The following is a 15,038-nucleotide window of genomic DNA, read 5'->3' as shown; positions in this document are numbered from 1 at the left end:
CTTTGCCAACCATCTTGCTACAATGAAGACGAAACTGGAGCGACAATATGACCTTAGCACAGACGATCGCGGCAGTTCCAATGTTGACTGTTGCCGAACGACTTCAATTGGCAGACGCTATCTGGGATTCGCTTGACGACTCAGACGTTCCGCCACTGACTTCTGCCCAACAGCTGGAGATTTCTCGTCGCTTGGCCGCGCACGATGCAGACCCATCAACGGCATTGACCAAAGAGCAGGTTGAATCTCAACTTTCTAAACTGCGCCACCAATGAAGCGCGTAGCTGCAATTCAAGACGCTATGTTGCAGTTCAGCCCCTCACCCTAACCCTCTCCCCGGAGTACCGAGTCGAGGGAATAGGAAGACTTAGCGCTGGCGGAGTTCACGCAGCGTATCGATGGCGTGCTGAATGTCGGCGGGGATGGGGGCTTCGATTTCGAGCATTTCCTTCGTCTCGGGATGCAGGAAGCGAATCCGGCGGGCATGGAGAGCCTGTCGATTGAGCACGAGGTCTTGCTCGCGGAGGTCGCCGCTCAATTCGCCCCGTCTGATTTCTGCGCGGCCGCCGTACAAGCGATCGCAGAGCACAGGCGAACCGATGTGCGACAAGTGAACGCGAATCTGATGCGTGCGGCCCGTCTTCGGCAACAGCTTGAGAATGCCGAAACCTCGTAGTCGCTCTTGCACTTCGTAGAAAGTGGTCGCTTCGCGGCTCGTCTCGTGGTTTGAACGAATGGCCATCTTCTCGCGCTGATAGGGATGAATGCCGATCGGCTGTTCGATCATATCGCGATCCCGGTCAGGTACGCCGGCCGTGATCGCCAGGTACTCTTTCTCGGTGGTGCGGGCAGCGAATTGCTCGGCCAGGGCATAGTGACAGGTGTCGGTCTTGGCGACGACCATGACGCCACTGGTGTCCCGATCCAAACGATGGACGATGCCCGGGCGATGTGCGCCGCCAGCAGTGCTCAACTGGTCGAAGTGGAAGGCTAGCGCGCTGGTGAGTGTGCCGGACCAATGACCGCGCGAAGGATGGACGACCATCGCTGGCGGTTTGTTGATCGCCAGCATCACTTCGTCTTCGTACAAGATGTCGAGCGGGATGTTCTCGGGGTTCGGCCCGGCCGAAGGCATCGGCGGCAGAAAGATCGAGACGCGATTGCCGGGCTGCAATTTGTGAGCGACCTTCGTCCCCTGATCGTTGACCCGCACGCCCCCCGCCCCGATGATCCGGCGCAGTTGCATGCGGCTGTACTTGGGAAAAGTCTTCGCCAGAAAGGCATCGAGCCGAGTTCCCGTGTCTGCCTCGCCGACGACGAGCTCTTGCGTTTGCTCATTCAAGACGACGAGCTCAGGGGCTGGCTCAATCAGCTCGTCATCTGCAGACATGGGAAACCGTAAATCCTCTCCGCCAAACGTTCGGCCAGCGCCTTACTTCTTCGGTTCAGGCGCAGGAGGAACATCACCCTTCGGCGCGTCGGCCTTGGGAGCGTCGTTCTTCGGAGCATCGTCAGGCTTGGGGAATTCGAGCTTTGTTTCGCCGGTCGGTGACTGGGGAAGATCGAGATTCAAATTGCCCGGCAAGCTGATATCGGGACGTTCGGGCAGATCGGTCGGCACGTTGAGCGGAGGCATACCCGGCATGCCGCCATGCCCCGTGGGGACGGGCCGCTTGGGAGATTGCGCAGCAAACCATTCCAGGAAGGCGATCGTCTGCGGGTCGCTCATCCGCTTCACATCTTGCGCGGCAGCTTTGCCGAGTGCTTTGTCTTTCTGACTCTTGGCAACCAGTTCGTAGTACTTGAGTGCTTCCGCAGGTTTGCATTGCGTCTCTTGCAGCCGAGCCATGCCGTACTGAGCACGCGCGAGCAGGAAAGGATCGCGGGCTTCTTTCAAGACTGCGTTGTAGTTGTCTTCGGCATCCTTCAGATGTTTGCTCGCTTCGGCCCGGTCGGTGAACATCAGGTTCGAGGCCTTGGCCAGGCTCAAGTCGGCCACACCTTGCAGGGCCCACATGGCAGCTGGGGTGCCGACATCGGTCTCGGCAACTTTTTTCAATTCGGCTTCGCGGTCACGTTCGCCATAGGCTTGAAAATAGGCGTTCCAGGCAGTCGCCGCTTTGGCGTCTTGCGTGCCCACGTACCAGGCGATGCCAATCGCGGCCACAAAGGCGACGACGATTCCGCCCACGACGGGCCAGAAGTATTCGCTGTAGGTTTCAACGCGATTGCCCAGCCAATCGGCCAGTTCGTTTTTTTGCAGTTCGTGTCGTTTCTCGGACTTCATAGCGAGGGATTTCCGTACAATCGCCCTAGTGGCGGGCTCAAGGCGCGATGTTGCGGTCGCACCTCGTCAAACGCCCGTTCGTTTCAACTGGAAAATGCCAGCTGAGAATCGCAAGTATAGAAGTGGCTTGCAAATAGCGTCAATGCCGCTCGGCCCCGTTTCTCCGCGGGCGGAGACTGGCAGACAACAGTCTTTCGATCCTAATCGTCGCCGCAGATGAGTTCCCGATGAGTGCTCCCACGACAGCCAAACAATACGAGGTCTACTATTCGGGCCGGGTGCAGGGAGTGGGCTTTCGGGCCAATGCCCGGCATATATCACGGCGTTATGTGGTGACGGGATTCGTCCGCAATTTGCCGGATGGTCGCGTGCATCTGCTGGCAGAAGGGGAGAAGGAGCACGTCGAGCAGTTCCTGGCCGATATCGCCGACTCGATGGCCGGCAATATCACGGCCGCCCATCAATCGACCGCCCCAGCCAGTGGCAAGTACGTCGCATTTTCGATTGCCTAGTTGCGAACAATATCCGAGCCAACGCTGGGAGGGCGAGGCTCCTGCCGAGCCGTGGTCGCGATGAAATTGTAGTCGACGATTGGCTCCCGTCTTCAAAATCGATTGAAATGGCAGAAGGGAAGCGACGACCAACGATTAACGGCTCGGCAGGAGCCTCGCCCACCCAAGGATGCCAGCGCGAACTATTACGCACTCCGCGTTGCTTTGACCAGACGTGTCACAACGTTATGGTTGAATGCTGAATGGGAAGTGGGAAACTTGCCGTCCGTAACGAGTCACTGGAAATGAAGCCACCACCCAGACCTGAACAGCCCCCCGGTTAGGGCCTGTTCAAGAAAATCGCTGAACAGGCACTTCGGGCGATATCAAACGCATCGACTACACCGTAAATCAATACTACGTGGACACTTACGTTTCAACCCAAAGAACGCTTCGTGACGCAACTTTATCGATTTCCGACTGTTCAACGGGCTGCCTTGAGCCGGGGCGACGCTGCCGAACTCAACGCAACTGGCAGAATTCAAAACGGGCCGGCGAATTTCCTGGAGAGATTGCCCAACCGCGCGAACCACCTGCTGTCAGACAGCGTAAACTGCTACCATAAGGCCTTTTCCGTCAATTTCGATTCGTACGACCAGCGCGTGAGCCCGATATGGCTGTCCCTCCGTTGTTTCTGGCCAACTGGCTGGACTCGTTGCACATTGATATCAAGGACGAATTGGTCAGCGCGCTGACGCCAATTTGGATCCTGGGAATTGGAGCATTGATGGGGCTCGTTCTGTGCGGGCTGATCTGGGCGCTGATGTTCGGCCTCTCGCGCATTCCGGGCTTGGGCAATCTGGCCGCCAACAAACAGGCGTCGCGAATTGTCTCGGCGGTGCTGGCCGTCCTGATTTTTGTCGGCACGCTTGTCTGGTGGTTTCAGCCCAGTGCCAATGCGGCAGCACCGATTAGCGTGTTCGATGGAATCTTGCTACTCGGCGGGCTGGCAGTAGCCAGTTGGGTCATTGCCATTGGTGCCGTGACGCTGGTTTCGGCCCGCGCGGCCAACGAAACGTGGGAGACTGTCACCGAAGGGGTGCTCGCGCCGTTCGGTGTCGTGGTGGTCGTAATGGCGGTGGTCGGCGTGCTGGGGACGGTGTTCGTCCGCAAGCCGAGCGAAATGGTCGAAAGCCTGAGTCGCTGGCCGGCGATGGTTTCCGAAGGAACGGCGACCCACTCGTTTGAGATTGCCGCCCCATCGCTGGATCTGAACGCTTCGCTTGAGCAGGAAGTTCCCACCAATTTTCGGCGCGACGAAGTTCGGCAACTTACTTTCGAAGCGAATCAACACCTCAAGGTGTCGACGGCACCCTTCAATAAGCCCGGAGCCACTTCGATCACCATTGATCTGACTCCTGGCGAACCGACCGTTTGGCGACGCGATGGTTCCGGCGTCACTCCGTTCGCGGAACGGAACGTGAGCAAGTTCTATGTGAAGAATATGGGGACCGGGCCGGCCAAGTTGACCGTCTCGCGGTTTAGCACGATTGCGAATCCGGAAATCAAGGCCGCGCCGATTGTGGCGATCTGCGTCGTGGGCATATTCCTGCTTTATCTGCTGCAGCGGACCGCCATGCCGAAGCTGACCGCCGTGACCTTGGCCACCGCCAAGACCGACTTCGCCCAGCCCGTGTATGGATTGGTGATGGCCATTGGCGTGTTCGCACTTTTAATCTTCGTGATCGTGCCCATGAACTCGTTTGGCAACGACATCAAGGGTTTAAAGAACGCGGGCTTTAGCTTGATTGCGGTGCTCGGCCTGTTCACCGCGATTTGGTCGGCGAGTACTTCGCTGGCGGAAGAAATTGACGGCAAGACGGCACTCACGGTCCTCTCGAAGCCGGTCAGTCGCTTGGATTTTATCCTCGGCAAATTCTCGGGCATTGCCTGGTCGACCCTGTTCATGTGTACGGTGCTGGGTTTAGTGCTCTTACTCGGCGTGGCATACAAGCCCGTATACGACGAGCGCGAAGGGGCCGACTATACGTTGACGTGGCAGTTGTGCTTTCATGAAATGGCCTCGACCGTGCCGGGCCTGGTGCTGGTTTATTTGCAAGTCGTGGTGATGACCGCAATCAGCGTGGCGATCTCGACGCGGTTGCCGTTCATTCCGAACTTGCTGATTTGCTTCACGATTTGGGCCCTGGGGCATCTCACGCCGCAGTTGGCGCAGTCGCAAGTGGTGGCCGAGCAATTGCCGCCAATCATCTTCTTCAGCAAGTTGATTGCAACGGTCTTTCCCGTGCTTGACCACTTCGATGTGCAAGCAAGTGTGGCCGGCGGTCGAATCGTGCCGCTGGTGTATCTCGGCTGGTGCTTTGTGTATGCGGCGATCTATAGCACGATTGCAATGCTGCTGGCGCTCACACTGTTCGAAGATCGTGACCTGGCGTAATGACGATCTCGTAGCGAGGTGCGATCAACTCCAAAAAGTTTGATTGACTCCTGAGCAGGGCTCACTGAGAATCGGGCTATCTCATCTCAGGGGCCCCGCAGCGTGAGGCAGACCATGTCGTCTGTCAGCGATTCCGGACTGCAATTCGAACATTCGCCCGCAAGGCCGATTGCGCCTCCGCCGGTGCGTGCAGCGAAGCCGCGCAAGTCGATCAAGGCGGAAGAGCCACCGGTAACTCCTCCGGCTACGTCGCCCGCTCCTGTAGAAGTAGACGCGGCTCCGCTGATTTCGCTGCGGCAGTCGCCCAGTTGGCTAGTGAGCCTGGCAATTCATTTGTTGCTGCTCGTGCTGCTCGCGCTCTGCACCGTGACTGTTCAGCCAAAGCTATTGGCGACAGTCATTGCCTCGAGTTTTGTCGAAGAAACGCCAGCCATTGTTCAAGTCGAAGAATTGACGCTGGAACCGCTGGAGGATGTTCAATCGATGGCGTCGTCGGTCGCAGCAGGCGAGATTGAAGTGAGCGACATCACGCAAGTCGGCGGCGAAACAGCAGCAGTCAGTGTGAGCGATGGCGAATTGGAAGTGGATACGACGGGAGATATCGGCGGACTATTCAGCGGCGAAGGGACCGGCATGAGCGAAGCGGGGAACTCGTCGCTCAAGGCTGCGGAGTTTTTTGGCGTGAAGGCCGCGGGGCGCAAGTTCGTCTTCATCGTCGATAGCTCGAACAGCATGCGCAAAGGAAAGTTTGACGCCGCGAAAGAAGAGTTGGAGTACTCGCTGCGGCGGCTCAGTCCGGAGCAGTTGTTCTATGTGATCTTTTTCGATCAGAATGCGGAACGGATGAAGTTCGCGGACGAAATGTTCCCCGAAGACAACGCGGCCCCAGCCACGACCAAGAACATCAACCGCTGCGTGGCGTGGATCAAGACGGTAAAGAACGAGTTGCAAACCAATCCGTACGACGCAGTGAAGTTCGCCCTCACGCTCGAGCCCGATGCAATTTACATTCTCTCGGACGGCAAATTCACCGACCGGGGCCAGACTGTCCGCTATCTGCAGACCGAGAACATTTTGGAAGATCCGGCGATTGGAACCAGGCCGCGCTCTGTCGTCCACACCATCGCTTTCTGGCAGCGCGATGGTGAAGAGGCAATGCAAGCAATCGCCAAGGCCCATGGCGGCACGTATCGTTTTGTGCCGGAGAAGTAAGCTGCGAGGCGTTGGCGGCTTAGTCGAGGGCCGTGGTGTTGGAGACATCGTTGCCGAAGGTCTCGTATTGATCGAAGGTCCAAACTACTTTCTTGGCCTTCGGTTCGAGTTCGATCACTAGCGGCTGTCCGGCACCCGCGTGACAGTTGCCGATCAAGTAGTTGCCGTTCTTCAGCACTTCCAGCGTTGTCACCCACGAGAGCGTAATGCCGGGAAGGTCCCGCTGCTCGACTTTCCAGGTAATCTCTTTTTCGGGAGTCACTTCGAGCACGCTATGGCCGTTGCCGGTGGCAATGAGGGTGTTGCCGCTGGCGAGGCGCACGGCGGCAAAGCACTTGTTGCCGAAGGAATCGGGACCATGGCCACCCTTGGATTGGCGGCCGAAGAGCGGGACTTCAAACTCCCAAACCACTTTGCCGGCGGAATCATATTCGCGAACGGTGCCGTCTCCTTCATGGCAGACAAGGTAGTTGCCATTCTCGAGTTTGCGAGCCAGACGAGTGTCGGTGTGCTGATGCGGATGGTTCACCTTGAGCGGAAACTCTTTGAGCAGCTTGCCAGTGCGATCGATTTCGATGATTCGCCTGGCACCACTTTCGGCAATCATCACACTGCCATCGGCCAGCGGCTGGAAACCGTGGATTTCGATCTTCTTTCCTTCGTTGCCGTTGCTCTTGGCAGCATCGTACGACCAGGTGACTTTCTTGTTGGCAACGTCGATCTCAGCGACTTTGGTCGAGCCCTGCTGCACCATCAGATTGCCATTGGCCAGCACATGCAGGTCGTGAATCCCGCCCCATGGCATTTGCCATTCGATCTTCCCCGCGCGATCGACAATGGCCAACTTGCCGGCACCTTGCAAGGCCAGACGCTGCTGCGCAGTTGCGAAGGCGGGAAGGAGCAGGGCAAAGACGGAGCTGAGCGCGATAATCCGTGGAGCTATGTTCATGGTGACACTTGGGGAAGAGGAGTTGCGGATTGGTCGATGCCCAAGCGTATCAACCGGGCGCAGGCGTGGCGAGAGTGCCAAGAAACGACCGCGGGGCTAATGCTTGCGCACTAGCCCCGCAGTCTACGGCGTGGGTCCGAGCGGGAACTGCTGGCCAGTTGGCCTAGGCAGATTGATTTTCGTCCGACGAGGAGGCGACGACGTCGTCGCTGCCGGTCCCTTCGGTCGGGTTGGGGGTGCCGTTCAGGCGGACGTAGCCCATGCCGCGAATCACTTCCAGAATTTCGCTGCAGGTGGGGAACATGCGACCGTTGGCTCGCTTGTAGGCGTCCATGGCTTGCATGAATTCGATCTCTTCGCCGGAATAATCGCGTTCGCAGGTGGTGGGATCGATTTGACGGCGGCGTTGTACTTTGCGGCGGTCAGTTCCACGGCGTTCGGCGGCAACAGGGACGCTTTCCTTGCGACGTTCTTCCTTCGTAGCACGGCGATCGCTAGAGCGGCGGCTGAGTTCGACTTCGGGCGAGTTGGTCTTAGGCACGTGATTCACCTTGAGAACGGGGAGCGAGGGGGATCGCAACACGTCGCCGGAAAGCAGGGGCGACAAGATAGGGAATCGTCCCACCAGCCTGATAAAATAGACCGGACAGTGAAAATGTTCGGCTAAGCCAAAGATGACGGAAAGTCCGGTCTTGCGCGATTAGCGAGACCTGCCGGTTGAAGCAGTAACGATTATGCCGGCACGAACGGATATCGACAGAATGCGCGCAGGCTGCCGATTCTGTGGCCAATCAAGGATGGCCATTACCGATCCAGACGCGCCCAGCCGGGATGATGGTTAGGGGCAATCAGGCAGCAGGGTAGCTTAGGCCACGTCTCGCCAACCGCCGTAGGGTTGAAGAGCCTGAGGGGGCGAGGACCGGACGTCCCGCTTGCCGGGCAAAGTGCGCATGAGCACATCAATGGCCACCTCGAAGGATTCGCGAATGGGCCGAATGCTCGGGGCGTAGTGCTCGACGTCCAGATTCTCCACCGGCCAGGTCGAAGGCTGAGTCCAAGCGGAAGAGTGTGGCCAATGCGTTGAGAGCGATTCCATTGCCTGCCGATAGGCAGCGCGCTGGTCCAAAGGGACGGACGAATCACCGCTGGGCGCTGGATTAAGCGCCAACCCGTGGGGCGTTGCTTGCAACCGCTTGGGACCGGCCTTAATGATCGCCAGACCATCGGGACGCAGCGGCCTGCTGCTGGTCTCGTTCGTGCCGGTGGCAGGTATTGCGGGATTGCTGCGATTGGCAATCCACGTCCCCAAGCTCACGGCCACTAACAGTGCGGCAGCCGAGGTGAGGATCGCTGCCCACGGTCGCTGAAACCGCGGCGGCGGAATGGGGGGGAACGAAATGGGTTGAGTTACGACTTCTGCCAACACAAGGCGGCCCAGATCGGGAGCCATGGTTTGCCGCTGCAACGTGCGCAGGCCACGGAAAAGATGCTCCTGTGCGGTCAGCACTTCACGGCAATCGGCACATTGATCGGCATGCGCGGCGAGCTCCTGGTCGTCCTGCACGGGCAGACGATCATCGAGCAGTTGGTTTAAACGATCTTCAAAGTCAGTGCACTTCATAAGAGGCCCCCTCAACTATGCCTCGCTGCCGCAAGCGTTCGATCAACCCGCGCCGGGCCCGGTGAACCCAGGTTTTGACGGTACCCAGTGGTACCGCCATGGCTTCGGCGATCTGGTCGTAACTCATTTGATGTTCATGAAACAGGACAAAGGCTTGCCGATATTCAACCCGCACGTCCACTAGCGCTAACGTTACTTCCTCGGCCAGATGTTGAGCACTTTGCTCGTCCGGGCCGTCATCGGGAACCTGCTCGGGCAGAATCTCCGCCGCTGGCTTTCGTTTGCGCGTGGCCAAGGCAGTACGGCACCGATTGCCGGCAATCGCCAACAACCACGGCTCGAAGTCCCGTCCCGGATCCCAACGATGCAGGTTTTTCAGCACTCGGACAAACGTTTCCTGAGCTGCGTCTTCGGCATCCTGACGCTGACCCAGCATGCGCAAACAGAGGCCAAACACCTGTCCGCGAAATCGATCCACCAGCGCCAACATTGCCCGCTGATTGCCCTGTAAACAGAGCGTAACAAGCGGACGCAGTTCGTCTGGCAACATGGAGTCTGGCGAAGAATCGGGAACTAAACTGCTTGCAGCAGCCGGAGGCTTTGTCATGCAGTTGTACTCCGCCCTGGCTGTGGGAGTTTCACCAGCAAGCAGCTTGCAGGAATGAATAAATGGGTACGTCCGCAAAGTAGAAGAAGGGACCGCGTTTCCAGCCTGAAACCTGCGGTGGCGGTGTCCCTGCGGAGTATTCTACTCGCAGATAAGAATCTTGCCGACAACGACATACAAAAACCTCGTTGTCGGCCGATTGATGAGGAATTCAACCGCTAGCGGCGGTTAAACAACTTTTTCAACATGTCGGAAGCGGCTTCGCGCGAGTCCTTGGCCTTCTCTGCCTGACGAGGCGGCAACTTGCCGGGCGGCTTCTTGTCGGAACGCTTGGACTCGTCCACCTTCACTTCTGCCGTTTCGCGACTCGCTTCTGCCTTGACCTGAGCCGCACCCGCTTCGCCCATTACGTCGGCGATGGTTCCGGTGGCGGTATCATCGACGCGAAATTGCCGCGTTTCCGTCCGTGCTTTGACGTCAGCTTCGTCGAGCCACGCCGTGACGTCGCTCAAATCCTGACTGGAAGCCGAAGCATTGGTTTGCACCATCCGCGTGGCGGCTTCCTTGATGTCCGAGACCTTCGGCCGCTTGATGCGGGCCGCGGTGTGCTCGATCATCATTTCGAATTCCAGCGGACCTACCTTTACCGTGTCGCCGTTTAGCAACACGGTATCGCCAGAAATCTTCTCCCCGTTCACATAAGTGCCGTTGCGACTGTTCAAATCTCGAACAATCACTTCGCTATCGGTTGTCAAAATCACACAGTGCCGCCTGCTGACCGCTTCGCTTTGCGGTTTGAGGTGGCAATCGTCATTTCGCCCAATCAAGCACTTAGGTGCCGGAAGTTTGACTTCCTTGCCCGCATGAGATCCCTTCAACAGCTTGAATCGAACCTGCATAACTCGCCTTCCCTTCGCGATTTGCGATCTGCAAACCTACCCTACGAGAATAATGACGGATTGATCAAAATCATCTCGAAGCGGGGCGAATGATACTTGTGTGCAAGCGCTCCGTACGCCTGCTGTGGCAACTGCTAGTAGCCTTTCGAAGAAAACTGAGTGGCGAGAATACGCCGAATGAAATATTTGATTAGCCTCAGTCGTCTTAGATCCAGCGACAGTCAGTTGTCACCTCCTCGAATTATCATCAGACCCGGGAGCGGTTTGCAACTACCAAACTCAGTGAATTTCTTGCGAAAAATTCGTTGCTGTCAAGTTCGTTAGGCAAAACACTACCGCTTGGCTGTCCATTTATGGTTGCCAAATTTCCCTTGCGAGATCTGGCTTACTGCTTCTACTTCTGCTGCCGTAAGTTCTGCTGGCACAATATTGCCATGCAAACTCTGGGCCAGTTGAGCGAGCCAAGCCCCACGGAAGTCGGCCAGATCGATTGCCATACCGGTCAATTCAAGGAGTCCGGGTAGTTCTGGTGCGGCAAGTGAACTCCCCAAAAGCACGCTTCCGTGCTGCAACACACGGGACAAATGACGCCGCTGCGCGCTACCACAGATTTTCGCGCCGGCGAGTACGACATCTCCGCCGCTGCGCCGTTGGAAGCAGAGAAATGGTTCCGCTGCCTTCGGCAGGGCAGGGGAGGGAACTTCGTACAACGACACTCTGACGCCGAAGTCGGCCAGAACGACACACAGTGAGCGGTGCGCGATCAGATAGAGTTCGTGTGCAGCAGCACCAAACCGCTCCGATACCGGCGCAATCAGACTGTAGGTCAATTCACGATCGTGAAGAATCGCACCGCCACCACTGGCGCGACGGACCACCGAACAACCAAGGCTGGCCGGATGCTGCAACCGGTCAGTGAGCGCTTGAAAGTAGCCAAGCGAAAGAGTCGGCTCCGCCCATTGATAAAAACGAAGTGTAAGCCCGTCGAAGGCTGTCGACTGCAGGATTGCCTCGTCGACGGCCATGTTCCACGCGCCCGACGCCGGCGAATCGATGATGACGCGCAGTGGAACTGTCATCGGAATTAGGTCGCTGCCGGAGTCCACTTAATCACCGGCTGACGAGCGGCCCGCACTTCGTCGGGACGACTAATCGGCGTGGTATGCGGTGCTTCGTGCAACAGTTCGCCCGACTCTTCCGTAATGCGAAACAGCACTTCGGCAAACGAGTCGAGCGTTTCCTTGCTCTCGGTTTCGGTCGGCTCGATCATCATTGCTTCAGGCACAGTGAGCGGGAAATAAACCGTCGGGGCATGGAAGCCATAATCAAGCAGCCGCTTGGCGACATCCATGGCCGAAATGCCCTTCGACTTCTTCAACGTGAGGCCGCTGGCCACGAATTCATGCATACAGCGAGCTCCCTGTGGCACCGGCAAGAAGTGCTTCACCTTGCTGAGCAAGTAATTCGCGTTAAGGACCGCAGTCTCAGACACTCGCTTGAGACCATCAGGTCCGTGCGTTCGGATATAGCAATAGGCCCGAATCAACACTCCGACGTTGCCAAAAAAGCTGCGGACGCGGCCGATCGAATCGGGCTTGTCATAGACAAGGCGATATTGACCGTCCGTCTTTTCGACAACAGGGCAGGGGAGGTACGGTCGCAAGGTCTCGGTTACGCAAATCGGACCAGCCCCAGGACCACCGCCACCGTGCGGACCGCTGAAGGTCTTGTGCGGGTTGTAGTGCATCATGTCGGCACCAAAGTCGCCAGGCCGGGCAATGCCCAGAATGGCGTTCATGTTCGCACCGTCCAGATAGATCAAACCGCCGAACGAGTGAACCAGATTGGCAATCTCGCCGACCGTTTTGTCGAACATGCCGAGCGTGTTCGGATTGGTGATCATGAAGACGGCGACCGTGTCGTCGAGCTTGGAGCGGAGATCGTCCATATCGACGTTGCCAGTGGGCAAGCTCTTCACCGTAACAAACTCGAAGCCAGCCATTTTAGCGCTGGCTGGGTTTGTCCCGTGAGCACTATCGGGGGCGAGAATCTTGGTCCGCTTCTGTCCCAACTTGCGGAAGTGAGCGGCCGCGACCATAAGTGCCGTGAGTTCACCATGTGCACCGGCAGCAGGTTGCAAGGAAACGGCTGGGAGGCCGGAGATTTCGCCGAAATATTGCTGCAGCTCATGAAAGAGTTGCAAAATGCCTTGCAGAGTGCTTTCGGGCTGATAGGGGTGTAAATCAGCTAGGCCCGGCAGGCCGGCGATTCGCTCGTTCCGCTTGCTGTTGTACTTCATCGTGCAACTGCCGAGCGGATAGAAGTGTGTATCGACGGACATGTTGAGCGTCGACAGGTTAGTGAAGTGCCGCACGACTTCGGGCTCGGCGACTTCGGGCAACGGCGGTGGTTCAGCCGCGAGCGCCTCCGCGGGGAGCAATTCTGCGGCGGATGGCCCGCCGACATCGCAGGCCGGCAAGTGAGCGCCACGCCGTCCTTTTTTCGAGAGTTCGAAGATCAGCGTGGTTGATTTGAGGTTTCGCATGGTTAACAGCAAGCAAAAGACAAATGTATTTCGAAGCAGGGCAGGGGAGTGACTTACAGGGCCACTTACGCCCAGGCAGCTTGAGCGAGGGAAGTGTGCGGACGAGGAGCCGACGACTTGCTGGCGGCAGAGAGAGCCGAAACGAGCCCGTCGATTTCTTGACGAGTCCGCTTCTCGGTGACGGCGACGAGGAAGCAATCGGCCATTTCGGGATACCAACGAGCCAGCGGCACACCAGCCAGATAACCGGCATCAGCGGCCTGCTCCAGCATTTCGGCAACACGACCTTGCGTATCGCGAACGACAAACTCCTTGAACGTCGGCCGATCAAAGGCGGATACAAACCGCGGCTGCGAAGTCAATTGCTGCTTCGCGTAGGCTGTCTTGCGAACGCACAGGTCCGCCACTTCGCGGAGACCCTGCGGTCCCATTTCGGACAGATAAATTGCGGCCCGCAAGGCGAACAACCCTTGGTTTGTGCAGATATTGCTGGTGGCCTTCTCGCGGCGAATATGCTGCTCACGCGTTTGCATCGTCAGAACCCAGCAGCGACGGCCACGACGGTCGACCGTTTGCCCGGCAATTCGTCCTGGCATCCGGCGGACAAACTGTTCCTTGCAAGCCATGATGCCCAAGTAGGGCCCGCCGAAGAGCATCGGAGTTCCCAGGCATTGACCTTCAGCCACCGCCACATCGGCATCCATATCCGCGGGCCGCTTGAGCAAGCCCAAGCTGAGGGGATCGAACGACTGGATCAACAGCGCACCCGCGGCGTGAGCGATCTTGGCGATTCCTTGCACATCTTCCAAACAGCCGAAGAAATTCGGATGCTGCACCACCACGCAGGCAGTCTCCGCATTCACGGCGGCCGCAATATCCGCCAGCGAAACCGAACCACTCGGTGCGGCGACGGTGACGAGTTCCGCGCCCAAGCACGCGAAGTAGGTTTCGAGAATCTGGCGATATTCAGGGTGCATGCTCGCGGGGACAACCACGCGGTTGCGTCCGGTCACACTCATGGCCAGCAACACAGCTTCGGCCACAGCGCTGCCGCCGTCGTACAAACTGGCGTTGCTGACGTCCATGCCCGTCAATTGGCAGATGAGTGTTTGATATTCAAACATCACCTGCAAATTGCCTTGGCTCACTTCAGGCTGATAAGGCGTGTAGCTCGTGTAGAACTCGCCGCGAGAAGCCAGGGCATCGACGACTGCGGGGACAAAGTGATCGTAACTGCCACCGCCGAGGAAGCAGGCCTTCTGCTGCGCGCTGGCATTCCGATTGGCCAGGGCCGACAAGTGCTGCGTCAGTTCCAATTCGCCCAGGGCGGAAGGGATGTCGAGCGGTCGTTGCAGCCGAAACTCTTCCGGAACGAACTGAAAAAGTTCGGCGACGGAATCGACGCCGATCGATTGCAACATGGACCGTTCGTCATCAGGCGTGTTGTACGTATAAGGCATGAGAACCAGTAACCAAAAAATGGACCAATGAGAACAAGCACCACGCTAAACGGGCAACTATTCCGACGCACACTGCTTTTGATACGCAGCATGGTCCATCAACTTATTCAGGTCAGCTTCATCCGAGAGCGCGACCTTAATCATCCATCCCGAGTTGTACGGGTCGTCGCCCAGCTTCTCTAACCGTCCGGGCAACTGATCATTCACCGCTACGATTTCGCCGCTCACGGGACTATAGAGAGAACTGACCGCCTTTACCGATTCAACTTCGCCAAATTCCTTACCAGCGCCGACTTTGGTTCCCACTTTGGGAAGAACCATGTGGACCAGGTCGGTCAGTTGTTCGATGGCGAAGGCTGTGATGCCGATCGTCCCGACCTTGCGGCCACCTTCGGTGCTGACTGCGACCCATTCGTGCGTCTCGGCGTACAACAGTTCTGTGGGCTTCATGCGCAACCTCTGTATCAGTGATTCAAATGTCTGGATGATCGAAAACAAACTCAGTGGCA

General features: G+C 57.7%; 15 protein-coding genes. 4 read left to right on the top strand and 11 right to left on the bottom strand.

Going from position 1 to position 15,038, the window contains the following annotated elements; translation table 11 throughout:
- Positions 1–47 precede the first annotated feature (47 nt).
- Complete coding sequence (locus tag ETAA8_RS35905; protein WP_391484811.1) at positions 48–275, top strand: addiction module protein; 228 nt, start codon at positions 48–50, stop codon at positions 273–275.
- 92 nt (positions 276–367) lie between these two features.
- Here ETAA8_RS35905 and ETAA8_RS14160 read toward each other — a convergent pair whose 3' ends face one another.
- Positions 368–1,390, bottom strand: a complete 1,023-nt coding sequence (locus tag ETAA8_RS14160) for an RluA family pseudouridine synthase (protein ID WP_145089181.1) — start codon at positions 1,388–1,390, stop codon at positions 368–370.
- A 42-nt stretch (positions 1,391–1,432) separates the two neighbouring features.
- Positions 1,433–2,287, bottom strand: coding sequence for a tetratricopeptide repeat protein (locus tag ETAA8_RS14155; RefSeq protein ID WP_145089178.1), 855 nt, complete (start codon positions 2,285–2,287; stop codon positions 1,433–1,435).
- A gap of 227 nt (positions 2,288–2,514) precedes the next feature.
- On the opposite strand from ETAA8_RS14155, the gene ETAA8_RS14150 reads away from it, so the two are divergent.
- The 3 genes from ETAA8_RS14150 to ETAA8_RS14140 all read left to right on the top strand — a co-directional run bounded on the left by ETAA8_RS14150 (position 2,515) and on the right by ETAA8_RS14140 (position 6,448).
- Positions 2,515–2,799 (top strand): acylphosphatase, encoded by a 285-nt coding sequence (locus ETAA8_RS14150; RefSeq protein WP_145089175.1) that lies wholly within the window; start codon positions 2,515–2,517, stop codon positions 2,797–2,799.
- A 652-nt stretch (positions 2,800–3,451) separates the two neighbouring features.
- Complete coding sequence (locus tag ETAA8_RS14145) at positions 3,452–5,236, top strand: ABC transporter permease subunit (RefSeq protein WP_145089172.1); 1,785 nt, start codon at positions 3,452–3,454, stop codon at positions 5,234–5,236.
- 114 nt (positions 5,237–5,350) lie between these two features.
- Complete coding sequence (locus tag ETAA8_RS14140) at positions 5,351–6,448, top strand: vWA domain-containing protein (RefSeq protein ID WP_145089168.1); 1,098 nt, start codon at positions 5,351–5,353, stop codon at positions 6,446–6,448.
- A gap of 19 nt (positions 6,449–6,467) precedes the next feature.
- Here the strand turns inward: ETAA8_RS14140 and ETAA8_RS14135 are convergent, their stop codons facing one another.
- The 9 genes from ETAA8_RS14135 to gcvH form a co-directional block, all read right to left on the bottom strand.
- On the bottom strand, positions 6,468–7,397 hold the full coding sequence (locus ETAA8_RS14135) for an outer membrane protein assembly factor BamB family protein (RefSeq protein WP_145089165.1): 930 nt from the start codon (positions 7,395–7,397) through the stop codon (positions 6,468–6,470).
- A 163-nt stretch (positions 7,398–7,560) separates the two neighbouring features.
- Positions 7,561–8,004: a hypothetical protein gene (locus tag ETAA8_RS14130; protein ID WP_238397763.1), complete on the bottom strand. Its 444-nt coding sequence runs from the start codon at positions 8,002–8,004 to the stop codon at positions 7,561–7,563.
- Between the two features lie 258 nt (positions 8,005–8,262).
- Entirely contained in the window at positions 8,263–9,018 is a 756-nt protein-coding gene (locus tag ETAA8_RS14125; RefSeq protein ID WP_145089161.1) for an anti-sigma factor family protein, read from the bottom strand.
- Complete coding sequence (locus ETAA8_RS14120) at positions 9,005–9,625, bottom strand: RNA polymerase sigma factor (RefSeq protein WP_202921829.1); 621 nt, start codon at positions 9,623–9,625, stop codon at positions 9,005–9,007. Before ETAA8_RS14120 ends, ETAA8_RS14125 begins: the two co-directional genes overlap by 14 nt.
- A gap of 218 nt (positions 9,626–9,843) precedes the next feature.
- Positions 9,844–10,524, bottom strand: coding sequence for an FHA domain-containing protein (locus ETAA8_RS14115; protein WP_145089158.1), 681 nt, complete (start codon positions 10,522–10,524; stop codon positions 9,844–9,846).
- Between the two features lie 332 nt (positions 10,525–10,856).
- On the bottom strand, positions 10,857–11,603 hold the full coding sequence (locus tag ETAA8_RS14110) for a lipoate--protein ligase family protein (protein WP_145089155.1): 747 nt from the start codon (positions 11,601–11,603) through the stop codon (positions 10,857–10,859).
- Between the two features lie 5 nt (positions 11,604–11,608).
- A complete protein-coding gene (gcvPB, locus tag ETAA8_RS14105; protein ID WP_145089152.1) occupies positions 11,609–13,069 on the bottom strand; it encodes an aminomethyl-transferring glycine dehydrogenase subunit GcvPB in 1,461 nt (486 codons plus the stop codon).
- Between the two features lie 65 nt (positions 13,070–13,134).
- Positions 13,135–14,529 carry an aminomethyl-transferring glycine dehydrogenase subunit GcvPA gene (gcvPA, locus tag ETAA8_RS14100; RefSeq protein ID WP_145089149.1) on the bottom strand — a complete coding sequence of 465 codons (1,395 nt, stop codon included), beginning with the start codon at positions 14,527–14,529 and terminating at the stop codon, positions 13,135–13,137.
- Positions 14,530–14,586: 57 nt separating this feature from the next.
- Positions 14,587–14,979 carry a glycine cleavage system protein GcvH gene (gcvH, locus tag ETAA8_RS14095; RefSeq protein WP_145089146.1) on the bottom strand — a complete coding sequence of 131 codons (393 nt, stop codon included), beginning with the start codon at positions 14,977–14,979 and terminating at the stop codon, positions 14,587–14,589.
- Between the last annotated feature and the right edge of the window lie 59 nt (positions 14,980–15,038).

It is taken from the genome of Anatilimnocola aggregata (assembly GCF_007747655.1).
GTDB lineage: Bacteria > Planctomycetota > Planctomycetia > Pirellulales > Pirellulaceae > Anatilimnocola > Anatilimnocola aggregata.
The sequence above is the reverse complement of the archived record's forward strand: the minus strand, read 5'-3'. Positions and strand labels throughout refer to the sequence as shown.